This is a genomic window from Bdellovibrio sp. ZFWA1, from assembly GCF_056175665.1.
Genome location: NZ_JBJKJH010000002.1, coordinates 176,117 through 191,870, shown reverse-complemented (window position 1 = coordinate 191,870; position 15,754 = coordinate 176,117). Strand labels below are relative to the sequence as shown.

The window sequence follows — 15,754 nt, the reverse complement described above, 5'->3', positions numbered from 1 at the left end:
CGCCATGTTACAATGGCAGCTTTCAACGACAGTTTGGCGCTTACTTTATTTCTTTATGGCCTTAGGCCAACTGATCTTTGGCGTGCTCTTAAACTTAAGCACAAGAAATAATATCACACTTTCCATTGGCGCCATGAGTTTGTATCTTTTTTGGCTGATGCTTTCCTGGCTTCGGCAGGACTCTACATCAGTACATGTGAAATGGCGTCCTTTTGCTGAAACTTTGATCATTCAGTTTTTTTTATTTGCCACAACTCTGACGTCGGGGGGTATTGAAAATCCTCTGTGGTGGCTTGCAGTTATTCCCCTTTTTGTTGAAACAAGACATCTCGATTTTCGCCAAAGCTTTCTGCATTTAATGTTTTCATTACTAGCACTTTTTGGTCTGCTAATAATGCCTTCGGAAACCCAGCCACTACCTCTTTCGACTGTCTTTGAAAAAGTGCAGGCCTTGTCCGTCATTTGTGCAGCTTTCCTGATGTGGATTACTGGGCAAGTCTCCAGAAAAAGCTTCGAGCAAATAAAACGGAATCACCAAAATTTATGGTTCCGCCAAACACAAAAAGACAAATTAGTGAACCTACATTCACTGACCTCGGCCCTTCTTCATAAAATGGGCACCCCGCTGAATACCGCAATGCTGGACATCGAAAGAGAATTAAATTTAAACTCTAAAAATGAAAACTTAGCCGATGCCATGTCCGCCTTGGAATCGTGCGAACAACTGCTTCGTCAAATAAATCTAGCATTTGAAAATCAAGCCGACTTCATCGAAGACCGAGTCGACCTTACATCTTTTCTGAGTGAATGGCTTCCGCAATTCCCCCAAGTCACGACCTACCTCGATGAAAATGTCCATTGGCGTGGCGACAAAGAGGTTTTAAAAGAGAACATAGAAGTTCTTATACACAACGCCTTAGAGTTCGCAGGAGCTTGCCAATTTAGGATGATCAAAAAAAACGATTCCCTTTCTTTAGAAGTGATCGACAAGGGGCCAGGCTTTCCTGCTGAAGTTGTCTCCAACTTGGGGCAACCTTATAACTCGAGCCGCGGTAGTCACCATGGCATGGGACTCTACAATGTATACTTATATGCCTTATCGCAAGGCGGAAAACTGAGTGTCGAAAATTTACCTAAAGGTGCCAGAGTCCGTCTTGATTTGCCTTATCAAACAAATACCGCAGTCCCCCCAATCGAAGCCTTAACAGGAAATCTGCCATGAGCACGCAAAAAAAACGCATTCTATTGCTAGATGACCAAGTTCATTTCTTAAGATCCTTAAGCAAGGACTTTGCAGCGTTGGAATACGACATCACCACTGTGACATGCCTGAAGGACATTCCAAACCAAAGCTTTGATGAAGCTGTATTAGATATTCGACTTGTTGGCGAATCAGGACTCGACGCCATCGAGAAACTGAAGGCTACCAATCCGAAAATTAAAATCGTCATGCTGAGCGGATATGGAAGTATCGCTACTTGCGTTGAGGCCCTTAAGCGTGGGGCAACAAATTATTTAATCAAACCCGTGCGCTTTAAGATTCTTCTAGCCGCTCTGGACGGCCGCGCCACACAAGATCAACCAGAAGATCTTTCATTGCCTACCTTATCCGAATTTGAACACGAATATATAGACTTTGTGTTACAAAAAAATGAGGGCAATATAACTCATACCGCCAAAGAATTGGGTCTACACAGACAGAGTTTACAAAGAAAGCTTAAAAAACTGAAATAAGCAGCCGCAACAAATTGCGGCCTTTAAAATTGGATACAAAAAGCCTATAACCACGCTATTCACAAAGGAATACTTATGACAAAAACTATTGCTTTAGCTTTTATGACCCTTTTAGCATTCCAATCTCCGGTCCTTGCCTGCGAAGACCATCAACACGGCGGAGGACACGATCACGGTGGTCACGCCCCGGCTCCTCAGAAGCCCGTAGATCAAAAATGCTCGATCGAATTTAAAAGTCTAATGACATGCGCTCAGGTGCAATTTACAAAAGCTCCAAACTCAAATGAAGATTCTACATTTACTTTAAAGCTTGAGTCTCATCATGCTTTAGATATTAAAAAAGTTTCTGTCGAGCTTTGGATGGATATGGGCCACGGTCATGGACATGGCTCGGCACCCGTGACTATCGAACAACTGGATGCTGCGACTTTCAAAGTCAGCAACGTGTGGTTTGTAATGATGGGACAATGGCAAATCAAAGTTAAAATCGAAACTCAAAATGGCGAAGAGACCGGCATCCTTCCCGTTGTCATCCAATAAAGAAAAAGGGCTCCAGAATGGAGCCCTTTTTTATTTGTTTACCTGGAAAACTGGATTGATCAAATTTTCAAAAGAAAAGACTTCATCCCAACGTTCTTGACTCAATAGCTTGCGCTCTTGCACAACAATCTGATGTAAAGACTTATTTTGATTGTATCCTTCACGAACAATCTCTGCACACTGCTTATAACCCAAAATAGGATTTAGCACAGTCGCAATTCCTAAAGAGTTCATCACCTGTTGCTTACTCACTTCCGCGTTGGCCGTGATACCCTCGATACAATTTACCCGAAGACTGCGAACTGCATTTTCCATACTGCGTATACTGCTAAATAAAGCGTAAGAAATCACCGGCTCCATCACATTCAATTGCAATTGACCTGCCGAGGCGGCCAATGTCACCGTCAAATCCATTCCGATCACAAAGAAGCTGGTTTGATTTACCACCTCTGGTATCACAGGATTCACCTTGCCTGGCATTATCGAAGAACCTGGCTGCATCTGAGGTAAATTGATTTCATTCAAACCACAGCGTGGCCCCGAAGCTAGCAGACGAATGTCATTACAAATCTTCGTCAGTTTCACGGCGGTGCGCTTTAATACTCCCGATACAAAAACATAAGCACCTGTATCAGAAGTGGCCTCGATAAGGTCCCCAGCTAAAATACAATCTACTCCTGACACCTGCGACAGATAACGAGTGACAACCTCAGGATAGCCCTTCGGCGCGTTCACCGATGTGCCAATAGCTGTAGCCCCCATATTCATTTCGCGCAGAAGCTGTCGAGCCTCTTGAACTCGTTCGACTTCTTCACCAATCGTAGTGCCCCAACCATGAAACTCTTTACCTAATGACATCGGCACCGCATCTTGTAAATGAGTTCTTCCCATTTTCATGACCGCTTCGAGCTCGGTCCCCTTAGCAAACAAAGCCGACTGTAAATCTAATAAAGTACTCTTGTATTCTTGCAAACGTAGGATCAATGCCAATCTAAAAGCCGTCGGATACGCATCGTTCGTAGACTGAGAACAATTCACGTGATCGTTAGGGCTAATAACATGATAAGCACCTTTGGAGTGTCCCAAATGTTCAAGGGCCAAGTTTGCAATAACTTCGTTCGCATTCATGTTTGTAGAGGTACCTGCGCCACCTTGAATAAAATCAGTGATAAACTGATCATGATAACGACCGGCAATAATCTGATCGCAGGCCCAAACGATGGCATCCGCAATACTGGAATCCAATGCGCCAAGTTCTTTGTTTGCCAAAGCCGCCGCTTTTTTTACAAATCCAAATGCTTTCACAAAGGCCGCTTCTTGCGACATCGGAATTCCGGTGATGTTAAAGTTTTCTTTTCCTCGCAAAGATTGAACACCGTAATAGGCTTCAGTAGGTAAAGCCTTTTCACCCAAAAAATCTTTTTCTATTCGAGTCATATTTCACCTTCAAGAAACTTTCAAAACTGAATCTTTGCATAACAACTTAAAATAGAAAACCGATTTTATGGACTCTGAAAGTCATAAAAAAGACATTTTGACTTCATGTTACACGAAGCTACACTTTTAATCACAGATTCATTTATATCTCGAAGGAGCCCTATGGAACAACCGAACACAAAGTCGACACAAGAGAAAATGAACGAGCTGGAAGGGCAAATGCAAGAGCAAATGGCTAAGTACAGAAAATCTCTGGAGGAAGCAGAAAAGAACTTAAGCGAAACGGCCCAAGAACTACGTACGATAATAAAAAAACATCCTTTGGCTGCGGTGGGCATCGCGTTGACTTTAGGCTTCCTGATTGGACGCTGCTTTGGATCAAGAAAGTAGAGGCTTGTTATATGGATTTTTCTCAGATTTTAAAACTTATCATTCAAACCTTTATTAAAGCCAATGGCCTAGCAGGGATGACTAATCTAGCCGGCATGGGATTCGATAAAGCCCTCGAATTGTCTCAAGAACTTATTCAACAAATTCGCCGTATTCTTATTCTTTTTGCCGTGACCTTTGCAGCTCTTCTGCTTTTTTTGTTGGGTATGCACTTTTTTATAATTCGACTTTTAGATCAACTTGATAAAGGAGAGTTTGCTCTGACGAACTCAATTATCTTTTTGCTGTTATTCAATGCCGCCTGCATCTTAACAATTGTCTACTCAACAACTCGCAAAACATGGTCAAAGGCATTTGCAGAAAAAGAAGAAATGACTTCCAAGCCAGCGTCCCAGCCGTCTCAAGCGAAAATGGATTCTGCCCCCATAGAGTCAGCAATCAGTCTTCTGATTTTAGACTTCATAAAGGAACGTGAGTGGAAACGCCAACAGCAAACAGGACAGACATCTAATGATGAACATCAAAAATCAGATCAGTAGGAATTTCTTTAAGGCGGCATCAGCGATCCTGATTCTAGCTTCATTCGCGTACTTACTAATGCCCTTTCTGCCAGCCATGATTATGGGAGGCATTTTAGCATTAGCTTTAAGTTCGTTATTACAAAAAATCGAAAGTCGAGGCTTCACTAAAAAGACGTCGCTAAATATTTTAATGGCAGGTATTTTTTTAATTTTCCTAGCTCCTACCTTGGCATTTCTTATTCGCGGCTCAGCATTGCTCACTCATGCCATTAACGACCCAAGTACCATGGCAAAACTGAAAGAGATTCAAGATCACACGCTGCAGCTGATTGACAAGTACGCCCCCAGCTTTGGTATTAGCCTCGAGAGCCTTCAACAGTACATTGATCAGGGCTTAGCCACAGTCACTCACTTCATATTCAATATTTTTAGCAACCTATTGGGCCAAATTCCTGATTTAGTGCTTTTCACATTGATCATGATTCTTTCAATTTATTTTTTCCTATTTTACGAAATCGAAATTCGCCAACTTTACGAGCGCTACTTTGGATTTCAAAATGAAAATGGGAAAAAATTTCTTCAGGTTTTAAAGTCTAGCAGCCGCGAGGTCTTTCTATCCAATGTGCTTACGGGGATTTTACAAGCTAGTGTGGTCACTATAGGCGCTGCCGTTTTCCAAATGGGCGAATGGTTCCTGATTTTCTTTGTGACATTCATTGCCTCGTTCATTCCTGTTATAGGTGCTGGCCCTGTGGCCTTTTTGATCTCACTATATTCGTTTGCCGTTGGCGACAATGTTGCAGGCATCGGAATGCTTGTGATCAGTGTGGTCTCGGGAACCGCCGACAATATCATTCGTCCTTACTTGGCTTCGCTAGGAGAAGTTGAGGTTCCAGGAATTATCAGTTTCCTGGCTGTCATTGGAGGCGTGATCACTATGGGACTTCCTGGCCTTTTCTTGGGCCCATTGATTGCGTCTTTGGTTTTTGGAGCCCTTCCTATTTTGATTGACGAATTCTTCCCAAAATCTAAAACAGAATCAATGGAAGAACTGAGCGATCAGCAAGCTCTTCACGAGATTGAATAAAAAAAAGCCACGCTTTCGTTTGCGTGGCTCCTTTTTTTACCATTCTAATTCCCCGACAGCGTCTTGAGCCGCTTTCAGTAGCTCTCCGGAAATCATCAAGCCTCTGATTTTCTCAACATCTTTACTAAAAATACGATCTTCTTTTGCAAAAGGAACATGCTTTCGAATCAAATCAAATGCCGCTCTCACACCAGCATTTGGCTTATGAGGCAATACTAAATCCAATGACTGAGTCGCAGATAAAAACTCCATGGCCACTACATTTTCTGCGTTTCTTAAAATCTGGGCAAACTTACGGGCCGCAATGGTGCCCATTGATACGTGATCTTCTTTTTCTGCCGAAGTTGGAATTGAATCCACGCTGGCTGGGTGGGCTAAGACTTTATTTTCGCTAACAAGTGAAGCTGCAGCCACCTGCACGATCATATGTCCTGAATTCAAGCCACCGTTAGGAGCCAAGAAAGGTGGAAGCTCGCTCATCTGAGTCGAAATCATTTTAGAAACTCGGCATTCACTGATACTGGCTTGGGAAGAAATCGCAATACCTGCAAAATCCATTGCATGGGCCACCGGCATTCCGTGGAAATTTCCACAAGACAGTACTTTATTCGCGTCAGCAAACACCAACGGATTGTCTGTCGAAGAATTCGCCTCAGTTTCTAAAACTTTTACGGCATAACGAATGGCATCTTTAGCGGCACCGTGAACCGCCGGCATGCATCGCAATGAGTATGCATCCTGAACTCGCGGATCATCAACTAAATGCGAATTTCCAATTTCACTTTCAATGCCTGCTAGTTTTAAAATATTACGGGCCGTTTTCGCCTCGCCGGGATGCTGGCGAGTTGCACTAATCAAAGGATCAAAGGCTCTTCTAGAGCCTCGCAAGCCCTCAAGTGACATCGAGCCTGCCAAATCTGCCAACCATAACAAACGACGAGCCTCAAACAAACTCAAAAGCCCAATCGCCGTCATCACTTGGCAACCGTTGATCATCGATAGGCCCTCTTTAGCCTTTAGCTCTAAAGGCGCAATACCTTTTTGCTTTAACAACGAGGTGACTTCTAAAATCTGACCTTGAGATCCCCACGCTTCCCCCTCGCCGATAATCGCCAAAGCTAAGTGCGACAAGGGCGCTAAATCCCCAGAAGCCCCAACGGACCCCTGTGAAGGAACCACCGGAATGATGTCGTTATTTAAAAACTCTAAAATTTTATCGACAACTTGGGGACGAATACCCGAATGGCCTTTAGCCAGAGCATTCGCTCGTAAAACCATCATCGCTCGAGTTTCGTTTTTAGTAAAAGGAGTGCCAACTCCCATCGAGTGAGACCGGATCAAATTTCGCTGAAGCTGTTCGATTTCCGAATCGCTGATACGTACACTTGAAAAGGCCCCAAATCCAGTATTAACCCCATACATGACTTCGCCGTTGGCAATGCGATTTTCGATGTAGCTTCGAGACTTTTGCATCTCGGCACGGCTGGAATCAGATAAACTAACCTTCGTAGATGGATTGTAAGCCGCCTCATAAAGAGCTTCAAGTGTGATACTTTCACCGGTCAATTGCATAGAGCCTCCCCTGCCAAAAATACGCTGCTAATTCGCTGGCATCTTAGGCAAGGCTTTTTAATTTGTCCACGCTTGATTCATATTGAGGATGAAGTTTTTGCTTATTTTTTAAGCAATAAATCCTTGCTTACTGACCGCAAATACTCTTTATGTCGCCGTGAAAAATACTGTTTCTTTTTTAGAGCCTCAATGGCCCCCGTTATCTCTTTTGATTGGGCCTCTGAAAAGACTTTGGGAACATAAACATAGACCGGCATGGGAGCCAAAAATAAGATGTCCCCAAAATCCGAATATTTCATTTTCGACTCCACCATATTAAATGCAATCGAGTCTCGAGTCGCACAAAAGCCATCCAAGCGATCGTTTTTTACAATCAGCAAAGCACTTTCAAAGGAGTTGGCATCAATGAATTGGATTCGAGGATCATTTTTCGATGCCAGAAAGTTACACCCTCCACGCATTCGAGTAATTCTTAAATCTTTTTTTTCATCCCATTTTTTAATCTTTAAATTTTTATTTAAAAATAAAACTGCATCCGTATCATATAAAGCATCCACGGCTCGACAACAATCCTGCATTGCCTTGTATTCATTGGATATTGTAAAAGACAAACCTTCCAAACTCATTTGGTGGGCGACGCGCGCGAAAGGCACCACCTGAATTTCGGCTTCTGATTAACAACAGCAAATGATTTTTTTTAATCATAGCTTCTCTTAAAAAGGGAAGCTTATGTAAGCTCCCATATCGTTCGAGACCACTTTCTTCTTGGTCTGATTTTCACCAATAGTCGTTTCAACCCCTGCAGAGTCGATCGACTTATTAAAGTCTCTCATTACATACTGCAAACCGAAATTAAAATGATTTGTAATTAAATAAGATGCTGAAATTTTAATATTGGACCCAGTGTATTTGGTTTTAGTGGAGGTGGATTCAACCTCGTAGGAATTGGAAACACCATAGCTACCCCACAAACGAAAGCGGTTGGAGTGAAAACCCAATTGTGCGTACGCATCTGTTACTTTTAGATCGGAACTAGCGCCAGTTTCCGGTTTGTACTTGCCGCTTAGATACTGTCCCTCAACCCCAACCAGAATAAAGCCGGTCAACACCTGTATTTGAAGGCCACCTTGAGGCCCCGAAATTTTTATTTTTTCTTCGACCCCAAGATTCGAGGTGGAAACGAACTGTCCATCGACATAACCCACCGTCGGCTCGATTAAAATCAAAGCCTGGGCCTTGCTAGTCGCAGATACCAGAAGGAATAAAGGCAGCAATAAGAGCTTCAGCATAAGTCACTTCCTGTGATCAAAGCAGATAGGCTAGCGTACTCGAAAGGCTCTTTGCACCTGAGAAAGACAACGAACCTGCTTATCATCTGTAAACACTTTAGCACAGGCATCGACTTCTTCTAAAAAAATCGCACGGTCTTTAATAAGGCCCAGACAATCGACTTTATTTTTATCGGTGAATTGTTTTTCACATAGACCAACGGCCGGGCTGCTAAAATATCTTGCCGAGGAAGTCACCTGCAAACAAGCCGAGCGATCAGAACTCATAAACATATCTGAACACATGCGAGTGGCCATATCTAGCCCTGGCTGAGCGGATACTTTTACAGAAGTTCGGTACGGGTAACTGCGATTGATATTTTGCAAACAGCGGGCTTTATCTGATTCAAAAGTTTCCTCTGAACAAACTTGGACTTCGGCATCGGTGACGACCCGATTAATCAGAATCTGAAGGCAATTGGTCTTATCTTTATCCCAGGTCTGTTCACGACAAATAGATAAAGCATTCACTGCGATATAATTCGCTGCACTTTCAATACCAACGCAACGAGTGATTTGGGCATCATCAGAAAGTTCAGAACAAAACTGCGCCCCCGCCACCAACGTGGGATAAGGATCGGGATACCCTCCGACCTGAGCTGCTGCAGAACTTAAAATCAAAGAAAGCCCAAAAGAAAAGAAAACAGTTCCTACGTGACGAAAACTTAGTTTAAAAGATTCCATGATCTCTCCTGGCGAAAGGCCCTAGAGCGAATCATCTTGCTCTGTATCGGGCTCGGTAGGATCAGAATCCAATTTTAAATCGATATAGTCACGCAAACTTTGCTCGTCCGCCGCACCAGAGCTTTCCACTGAATCAACGGAATCGACTTTGGCAGATTCTGCCTTTGGTCCTTCGGTATTAGCTTTGAGGGTCGTCTTTGAAGCCACACTATCAGCGGCTCCCTCGGTAATAACGGGAATCCCAACAGATGACCGAGACATGATCTTTGATTGACGCCGCAATACGTAAGCCGATGGCCGATCTATTCGAAAACGACGCGGATTTGGCAATACCGCAGCCATCAACGACGCTTGCGCATTGGACAGGCCCTTAGCACTCTTTTTGAAAAACTTTTGAGAGGCAGCTTCGACACCATAGACACCCGATCCCAACTCGATCACATTTAAGTACACTTCTAGAATGCGCTCTTTGGGCCAAACAAATTCAATTAAAACTGTGAAGTAGGCCTCAAGCCCTTTTCGAAGCCAGCTGCGTGATGGCCACAAAAAAACGTTCTTAGCAGTTTGCTGCGATATCGTACTGGCACCTTTTTTTCGCTTATGGGTTTTATTATACTTCATCGCCTTTTCGATAGCGTCCCAATCAAATCCACTATGCTCATAAAAGCGATAGTCTTCGGCTTTGATCACGGCTCTTTGCATCGACTTATTGATTTGCTGGATCGGGACCCAAGTTTTACTCATCGATACGGACTCGCCCACAACCAAGGCCTCGGCACTTCGCCAAATCATCAGCGGAGTCACGTAAACAGGGACAAAACGATAAAGAACTACAGCACCAACACTGGCAATTAGAAAATATAAGATAGATTTATAGAGAAATCTAAAAAACCGTGCCGCAAAAGATTTTTTAGCAGGAGGAGGCTGATGTGGAGTCCAGTATTGAGAGTGATCCATCAAAGTTCCAAACTTCAAACCTTAAGCTTCGAAATATTTTGTGCGTAGTCTCCTTTAAAAACAAAAGAGCCCGCCACGTACACATCGGCATTATGACATTGTTGAACAGTTTCGGCGTTGATACCGCCATCGACCTCGATAAGATAATTAAAGCCCATTTTTTGGCGCAGATCAAAAAGCTTATCAATCTTCTGAACTTGCTCGGCTATAAATGACTGACCACCAAACCCAGGCTCGACAGTCATCACCAATACCAAATCCACCAAACCAAGATAGGGAACAACCTTATCCAAGGATGTTTTAGGTCTTAAAGTGATTCCAGGCTTTGCTCCGAGCTGACGAATGCGTCGTAAAGTTCCCTCAACATCCTCACTGGATTCCACGTGAATGGTAAGATAATCACTACCGGCTTTGATAAAGGCCTCGATATATCGTTCAGGCTTATCAATCATCAAATGCACATCCAATGGAAGAGGAGACACCTTTTTTAAAGACTGCACGACTGGAATACCAATTGTTAGGTTTGGAACAAAATGCCCATCCATCACGTCGACATGGGCCCAATCGGCACCCGCCTTGGCGATGGCTGCCAATTCACTTTGCAGGTTTGCAAAATCCGCCGAAAGAATGCTTGGAGCAACCAGCTTTTTAGACACCGAACAAATCCCCTTTTTTAAGCTGATGCCCTTTAATGAAATCAGCCGCCTTCATACGATTGCGTGATTCGGGTTGAAGTTCTAAAACCTGTAGAAGACCGTTACCACTTTTAACAAAAATAGAGTCTGAATCTAGAGATACGACCTCACCGGGTTTAGCCGCAGCGCCAAGGCCATTTTCAACCACCGCTGCACGATGCAGTTTCAATTTCTTTCCTTGAAACAAGGTATAAGTGCCTGGCCCATAAACAAATCCACGGATTTTCTGCTGAATTTGCTTCGCAGGCATTACCCAATCTATCGCGGACTCTTCTTTTTCAATTTTTTTTGCGTAGGTCACCAAAGATTCATCCTGAGGAACGGCCACAAGATTGCCGCGAATCCAATCCATCATCTCGATGCTCAGCAAATCCGCGCCCAAACGCGCCAGTTCATCGTGCAATTCCATGGCGTCCATCATGTCGGGAATTTTTATCTTGCGAACACCGATCACATCTCCAGCATCTAGTTTTTTAACCATCTTCTGAAGCGCAACGCCCGTTTCAACATCACCGGCTTCGATTGCACGCTGAATCGGAGCCGCCCCCCGCCATCGCGGAAGTAATGAGCCATGAACATTCACGCAACCATACGAAAAAATCGACATGAACTCTTCAGTTAAAATCTGCCCAAAAGCCACAACAACGCCGACCTCAGCTTTCCAACTTTTGATCAGCTCCACAGCTTCAGGTTCTTTTCTTAAAGATTCAGGCGTTATCACCGGCAGGCCCTTTTGCAGAGCCAATTGCTTTACCGGACTAGGGGTCAACTGGAGCTTTCTTCCAGCGGGTCGATCGGGTTGAGACACCACACCGACCACTTCATAATGTTCATCTTTTAAAAGAGACTCAAGGCAGGTCACCGCAAAATCCGGTGTCCCTAGAAAGCAAATGCGGACCTTACTCATGCCTCACACTTTTCTTCCTCGGCTTCCGCTTGCTTTTCGTCTTTCACAGGGTAGCCGTACTTCTTGATTTGATTTTTAATTTTGTTGCCTTTAACAAAGCTCAAGCGATCAATGAAAAGAGTGCCTTCCAAATGATCCATTTCGTGCTGCATGCAAATTGCAAGAAGACCGTCGGTCTTATAGATATGCTCTTTTCCATCAGCATCAAATGCCTTTAATTCGATATATTCGAAGCGAGACACCGTTTCGTAAAATCCAGGCACCGACAAGCAACCTTCATCAAAAGTCGTTTTTCCTTCGCCTTTGACGATTTCAGGATTGATCAAAACTAGGGGCTGCGGAATCTTTTGCTCTAGCTCGGTCATTTCATCGTATTTATAACGACGACCTTTTTCGTCTTTGGGACGCGTATCAATCACTAACACACGAACTAGTTCACCAACCTGAGGAGCGGCCAAACCAATACCATTGGCGTCGTACATTGTATCGACCATGTCCTGCACAAGAGTTTTTAGTTCTGGAGTGAACTCGGTCACGGGTTGCGATACTTCACGCAATCTAGCATCAGGAAATGTTAAAATCGTTCTTACAGACATAATGTCCTCCGGGATCTTCGCTTTAGCGGTGCGAATTTATACGGCTAAATACTTTGAAAGACTAACATATTTTTAGTAAATATGCACCTTTCCTAAACGACTTTGTGGGATTCCATGGAGCTCTTACAATGCTAAGCCAAAAGCCCCAAATAACTGAAATTACTTAGTAATTAGTCCTTTTCAACATCCGATCGGCAAAGACGGCCATCAATAGATTCGGCCCCCAAGCCACAATGAGGGGGCTCAAAGCCCCGTGCTGTCCCAAGGTGGTCGCCGAAGAAGTCAAAACGTAGTAGATCAAAACTAGAACCATGCATAGGCCGATATTTAACATCGCCCCACCCGACCGCCCTCGGCTGACGGAAAATGGAATCCCCAAAAAGCTTAAAATCAATCCGGCCACGGCAAAACTAAACTTATTGTGATAGTCCACTTCATAGCTCAGAGTATCCAAACCTGCTTCTTTATTCTTTTTAATAAAATGCTTTAGCTCTTGCTGCGACAACATGTCCGAGGTCTGCCCCGAGCTCTGTAAATCCTGAATATCTTCGCCCATGATGATCGACTTTTTCTTAAAGGTACTGGTCAAAGGAAAACTGGATTTGTCGGTGAACAACGTGATCGAACCTTCCGCCAAATTCCAATTGTTTCCCATGATCTCGACTTGCTTCGCGGTTAGCATTTGCAACAAATTCCACTCATCACTAAAAAAATAAAGCGTCAATCCCTGCGCTCGGTCGCCTTTTTTTGAAAGAGTCTGCAAGTTGAAAATAGCGTTTTTAGAGCGGTACCAAATTTTATCCGTACGAACCATTGAAAATTGCGCCGGATTTTTCTTAATAAAGTGATAGTAAATATAACTTTTTTGCTGGTTCATTCGCGGGATGACTCGGTCTCCGGCATAAAATCCCACCAGGCAAATGAAGGCAACTGATAACAAAATAGGCACCGTGACTCGCAATAAACTCATTCCACTAGCAAACAATGCCACCAATTCATTTGATTTATTCAAGTTTGATAAAGTCAGTATCGTTCCCAGCAAACAGGCCACTGGCAACATTTTCATAATGATGTCAGCTGAACCATAACTGTAGTACTGAGCCAAAATTGTCGGACTCACTCCGTCAAAATTCACCATCGTCGACATTGCATCGACAGCAGTAAATATAGTCACAAATACTAGCAGGCCCCCAATGAAATAGCCCCAGAACAACATGATGGTGTATCGATCAATCGTATTCATACATCTTAATAATGCCTTGACTCGAATAAAAATTCCCTATTAACTTTGATCATGGCTTTGCGCGTCTTGCTCGCCGATGAGAGCACTACAATCAAGAAAGTAATGCAACTGGCTCTGCAAGATTTTGCAGTGGAAGTGAAAGCCGTGCCTATTGGGTTGGACGTCCTCCCCGTTACGAAGAACTTTAAGCCTGACATTATCTTCGTTGACGTTCTGTTAACAAAAAAATCTGGTTATGACGTTTGCCTCGAACTTAAATCCGATGCAGCGACAGCTCATATCCCTATTGTTTTGATGTGGAGTAGCTTTATGGAACTCGACGAGCAGAAATTCACTTCAAGTAAAGCCAATGGACGCCTTGAAAAGCCTTTTGATGCAGACAGCCTAAGACAACTTGTAGAGACTCTGGCGCCGAAAACACAAACTCAGCCGACAAGTAGCTATCTTCAGTTTCCACCGTTGCCAGAATTTGACGAAAAAGTGGCCACTCCAACCAATCCTCTGGATAGCATTCCAAGTATTGAGGCCTCGCCCGAGCTAAACATTCCTGTCGTTGAAGAAGTTATAAATATTGATGAGATTCCGATGATTGAATCGGTTGACGATTTGCCTGATTATTCAGCAGCTACAGCAATTGAACCTATCGAGCTTCATCCCGAACCATCCTCGCACTCTGCAACATCAACAGCTAAAGATAATTTATCAGGTGCGATGATGGTTGCGGACAGTGCTGATGAAGACGAAGGATGGACGCGACAAGATCTAACGAAGTTTAAAATTCAACTTCCAGAGGTTGAATCCGACGACTTTGCGTCCAAATTTGTCATTCCTCAGGATGATCTGTCACAGGTTCAAATTGCAGATTCCGAGGATTTCCAAGAAATTACATTTGCCGAGCCTCGCCGTTCGCAAAATCCAAAGCCGTCTGCCCAGCCGCAACCGGTAAAAGAAAATACGATCAGCGCTCAGACCCCAATCCCAACTCAAAGCAGCAAAGCTTCGGATAAAGACATGGACAATGACCGTGTCGAGAGAATAATTAGAGAAGAAGCCCGAGCTGCTATCGAGGCGATCGCCTGGCGTATTTTACCAGAGATCACCGAAAGAGTGGTTCGCGAAGAGCTGCACAAGCTTCTTCGGGACACCGAGAACTCTCTGTAGATAAAACCACAGAGACTTCGCAATAAGGCGGCTTCGGCTGCCTTTTTTATTTTTTAATCGGAAGGAAATTCATCATGACACTTTTAGAACTGATCCGCGCCGCCGTTAAAGAAGACATGCCTCAGGGCGATGTCACCACTGAATCCCTGGCTTTAAAACCCAAAATTGGTCGCGCAAAACTTCGCGCCAAAGAAGATATCGTTCTATCAGGAACCGCTCCGTTCGAACAAACCATGTCCCTTCTAGAGCCCGGCTGCCGGGTGAAATGGCACTTTGAAGAAGGTGATCAAATCCTAAAATCCCAAATCATTTGCACCATCGAAGGTGATCTAGTTCAAATTCTAAAAGCAGAACGCGTGGCTTTGAATTTCTTAGGACGACTTTCTGGAATTGCAACTTTGACCCATGCCTTTGTGAAACAACTTGAAGGTCTTTCAACGCGAATTTTGGATACTCGTAAAACAACACCAGGTTTCCGTGATTTAGAAAAAAGAGCCGTCGTACATGGAGGCGGACTCAATCATCGCATGAACCTCTCGACGGCCATTTTAATCAAAGACAATCACATCGCGGTAATGGGCGGCATTAAGAACGCAGTTCAACGAGTTCGCGAACACAGCCAACTTCCAATCGAAGTTGAGGCCCGCACTCTGCAAGAGGTCCAAGAGGCTGTCGCCATGAAAGCTCAGCGCATTTTATTGGACAATATGAATAACGATATGCTGACTCAAGCATTGAAGCTGATTCCTACCGAAATTGAAACCGAAGCCAGTGGGAATATGAAACTCGAGCGCGTGCGCTCGGTAGCTGAACTTGGCGTTAACTTTATTTCTGTAGGCGCTCTCACACACTCGGCGCCTTGTGCTGACGTCTCTTTAGAATTTGACTGGGAAAATACGTAA

Annotated in this window: 17 protein-coding genes and 1 pseudogene; 8 read left to right on the top strand and 10 right to left on the bottom strand. The window is 43.9% G+C overall.

Annotation, left to right across the window (positions count from 1 at the left end; all coding sequences use genetic code 11):
- The first annotated feature begins 4 nt into the window (after positions 1-4).
- From AC04MN_RS10485 to AC04MN_RS10475, 3 genes are all read left to right on the top strand, one after another.
- Positions 5-1,222 (top strand): ATP-binding protein, encoded by a 1,218-nt coding sequence (locus tag AC04MN_RS10485; protein WP_475383157.1) that lies wholly within the window; start codon positions 5-7, stop codon positions 1,220-1,222.
- Positions 1,219-1,734: a response regulator transcription factor gene (locus AC04MN_RS10480; protein WP_475383156.1), complete on the top strand. Its 516-nt coding sequence runs from the start codon at positions 1,219-1,221 to the stop codon at positions 1,732-1,734. Before AC04MN_RS10485 ends, AC04MN_RS10480 begins: the two co-directional genes overlap by 4 nt.
- 75 nt (positions 1,735-1,809) lie before the next feature.
- Positions 1,810-2,274, top strand: a complete 465-nt coding sequence (locus AC04MN_RS10475) for a FixH family protein (protein ID WP_475383155.1) — start codon at positions 1,810-1,812, stop codon at positions 2,272-2,274.
- 30 nt (positions 2,275-2,304) lie between these two features.
- On the opposite strand, the gene AC04MN_RS10470 is transcribed toward AC04MN_RS10475, so the two are convergent.
- Positions 2,305-3,711 (bottom strand): aspartate ammonia-lyase, encoded by a 1,407-nt coding sequence (locus tag AC04MN_RS10470; RefSeq protein ID WP_475383154.1) that lies wholly within the window; start codon positions 3,709-3,711, stop codon positions 2,305-2,307.
- Between the two features lie 162 nt (positions 3,712-3,873).
- Here AC04MN_RS10470 and AC04MN_RS10465 point away from each other — a divergent pair, with 162 nt between their 5' ends.
- Genes AC04MN_RS10465 through AC04MN_RS10455 form a run of 3 tightly spaced genes read left to right on the top strand, consistent with a single transcriptional unit; the run spans position 3,874 to position 5,709 of the window.
- Positions 3,874-4,101, top strand: coding sequence for an ElaB/YgaM/YqjD family protein (locus AC04MN_RS10465; protein WP_475383153.1), 228 nt, complete (start codon positions 3,874-3,876; stop codon positions 4,099-4,101).
- Between the two features lie 11 nt (positions 4,102-4,112).
- Entirely contained in the window at positions 4,113-4,640 is a 528-nt protein-coding gene (locus tag AC04MN_RS10460; RefSeq protein ID WP_475383152.1) for a hypothetical protein, read from the top strand.
- The gene (locus AC04MN_RS10455; RefSeq protein WP_475383151.1) at positions 4,612-5,709 is read left to right on the top strand and encodes an AI-2E family transporter; all 1,098 of its coding nucleotides are present in this window, start codon (positions 4,612-4,614) and stop codon (positions 5,707-5,709) included. Before AC04MN_RS10460 ends, AC04MN_RS10455 begins: the two co-directional genes overlap by 29 nt.
- A gap of 36 nt (positions 5,710-5,745) precedes the next feature.
- On the opposite strand, the gene hutH is transcribed toward AC04MN_RS10455, so the two are convergent.
- The 9 genes and pseudogenes from hutH to lptG all read right to left on the bottom strand — a co-directional run bounded on the left by hutH (position 5,746) and on the right by lptG (position 13,691).
- Positions 5,746-7,281, bottom strand: coding sequence for a histidine ammonia-lyase (hutH, locus tag AC04MN_RS10450; protein ID WP_475383150.1), 1,536 nt, complete (start codon positions 7,279-7,281; stop codon positions 5,746-5,748).
- A 101-nt stretch (positions 7,282-7,382) separates the two neighbouring features.
- Positions 7,383-7,934: a hypothetical protein gene (locus AC04MN_RS10445; RefSeq protein ID WP_475383149.1), complete on the bottom strand. Its 552-nt coding sequence runs from the start codon at positions 7,932-7,934 to the stop codon at positions 7,383-7,385.
- Positions 7,935-7,994: 60 nt separating this feature from the next.
- Complete coding sequence (locus AC04MN_RS10440) at positions 7,995-8,570, bottom strand: hypothetical protein (protein WP_475383148.1); 576 nt, start codon at positions 8,568-8,570, stop codon at positions 7,995-7,997.
- 30 nt (positions 8,571-8,600) lie between these two features.
- Positions 8,601-9,293 (bottom strand): hypothetical protein, encoded by a 693-nt coding sequence (locus AC04MN_RS10435; RefSeq protein WP_475383147.1) that lies wholly within the window; start codon positions 9,291-9,293, stop codon positions 8,601-8,603.
- 258 nt (positions 9,294-9,551) lie between these two features.
- A pseudogene (gene mtgA / locus AC04MN_RS10430) lies at positions 9,552-10,250 on the bottom strand (monofunctional biosynthetic peptidoglycan transglycosylase); the annotation flags it as partial.
- 14 nt (positions 10,251-10,264) lie between these two features.
- Positions 10,265-10,906: a ribulose-phosphate 3-epimerase gene (rpe, locus tag AC04MN_RS10425; protein ID WP_475383146.1), complete on the bottom strand. Its 642-nt coding sequence runs from the start codon at positions 10,904-10,906 to the stop codon at positions 10,265-10,267.
- Positions 10,899-11,852, bottom strand: coding sequence for a methionyl-tRNA formyltransferase (fmt, locus tag AC04MN_RS10420; protein ID WP_475383145.1), 954 nt, complete (start codon positions 11,850-11,852; stop codon positions 10,899-10,901). The genes rpe and fmt overlap by 8 nt, the downstream gene beginning before the upstream one ends.
- The gene (def, locus tag AC04MN_RS10415) at positions 11,849-12,448 is read right to left on the bottom strand and encodes a peptide deformylase (RefSeq protein ID WP_475383144.1); all 600 of its coding nucleotides are present in this window, start codon (positions 12,446-12,448) and stop codon (positions 11,849-11,851) included. Before def ends, fmt begins: the two co-directional genes overlap by 4 nt.
- A gap of 163 nt (positions 12,449-12,611) precedes the next feature.
- Entirely contained in the window at positions 12,612-13,691 is a 1,080-nt protein-coding gene (gene lptG, locus AC04MN_RS10410; RefSeq protein WP_475383143.1) for an LPS export ABC transporter permease LptG, read from the bottom strand.
- Between the two features lie 51 nt (positions 13,692-13,742).
- Here lptG and AC04MN_RS10405 point away from each other — a divergent pair, with 51 nt between their 5' ends.
- On the top strand, positions 13,743-14,852 hold the full coding sequence (locus tag AC04MN_RS10405) for a response regulator (protein ID WP_475383142.1): 1,110 nt from the start codon (positions 13,743-13,745) through the stop codon (positions 14,850-14,852).
- Between the two features lie 74 nt (positions 14,853-14,926).
- Positions 14,927-15,754: a carboxylating nicotinate-nucleotide diphosphorylase gene (gene nadC, locus AC04MN_RS10400; protein ID WP_475383141.1), complete on the top strand. Its 828-nt coding sequence runs from the start codon at positions 14,927-14,929 to the stop codon at positions 15,752-15,754.

Bases quoted from the DNA above. Each gene is read 5' to 3' on its own strand.
- AC04MN_RS10485 (WP_475383157.1), top strand. From the start codon at position 5: ATGTTACAATGGCAGCTTTCAACGACAGTTTGGCGCTTACTTTATTTC.
- AC04MN_RS10480 (WP_475383156.1), top strand. From the start codon at position 1,219: ATGAGCACGCAAAAAAAACGCATTCTATTGCTAGATGACCAAGTTCAT.
- AC04MN_RS10475 (WP_475383155.1), top strand. From the start codon at position 1,810: ATGACAAAAACTATTGCTTTAGCTTTTATGACCCTTTTAGCATTCCAA.
- AC04MN_RS10470 (WP_475383154.1), bottom strand. From the start codon at position 3,711: ATGACTCGAATAGAAAAAGATTTTTTGGGTGAAAAGGCTTTACCTACT.
- AC04MN_RS10465 (WP_475383153.1), top strand. From the start codon at position 3,874: ATGGAACAACCGAACACAAAGTCGACACAAGAGAAAATGAACGAGCTG.
- AC04MN_RS10460 (WP_475383152.1), top strand. From the start codon at position 4,113: ATGGATTTTTCTCAGATTTTAAAACTTATCATTCAAACCTTTATTAAA.
- AC04MN_RS10455 (WP_475383151.1), top strand. From the start codon at position 4,612: ATGATGAACATCAAAAATCAGATCAGTAGGAATTTCTTTAAGGCGGCA.
- hutH (WP_475383150.1), bottom strand. From the start codon at position 7,281: ATGCAATTGACCGGTGAAAGTATCACACTTGAAGCTCTTTATGAGGCG.
- AC04MN_RS10440 (WP_475383148.1), bottom strand. From the start codon at position 8,570: ATGCTGAAGCTCTTATTGCTGCCTTTATTCCTTCTGGTATCTGCGACT.
- AC04MN_RS10435 (WP_475383147.1), bottom strand. From the start codon at position 9,293: ATGGAATCTTTTAAACTAAGTTTTCGTCACGTAGGAACTGTTTTCTTT.
- fmt (WP_475383145.1), bottom strand. From the start codon at position 11,852: ATGAGTAAGGTCCGCATTTGCTTTCTAGGGACACCGGATTTTGCGGTG.
- def (WP_475383144.1), bottom strand. From the start codon at position 12,448: ATGTCTGTAAGAACGATTTTAACATTTCCTGATGCTAGATTGCGTGAA.
- lptG (WP_475383143.1), bottom strand. From the start codon at position 13,691: ATGAATACGATTGATCGATACACCATCATGTTGTTCTGGGGCTATTTC.
- AC04MN_RS10405 (WP_475383142.1), top strand. From the start codon at position 13,743: ATGGCTTTGCGCGTCTTGCTCGCCGATGAGAGCACTACAATCAAGAAA.
- nadC (WP_475383141.1), top strand. From the start codon at position 14,927: ATGACACTTTTAGAACTGATCCGCGCCGCCGTTAAAGAAGACATGCCT.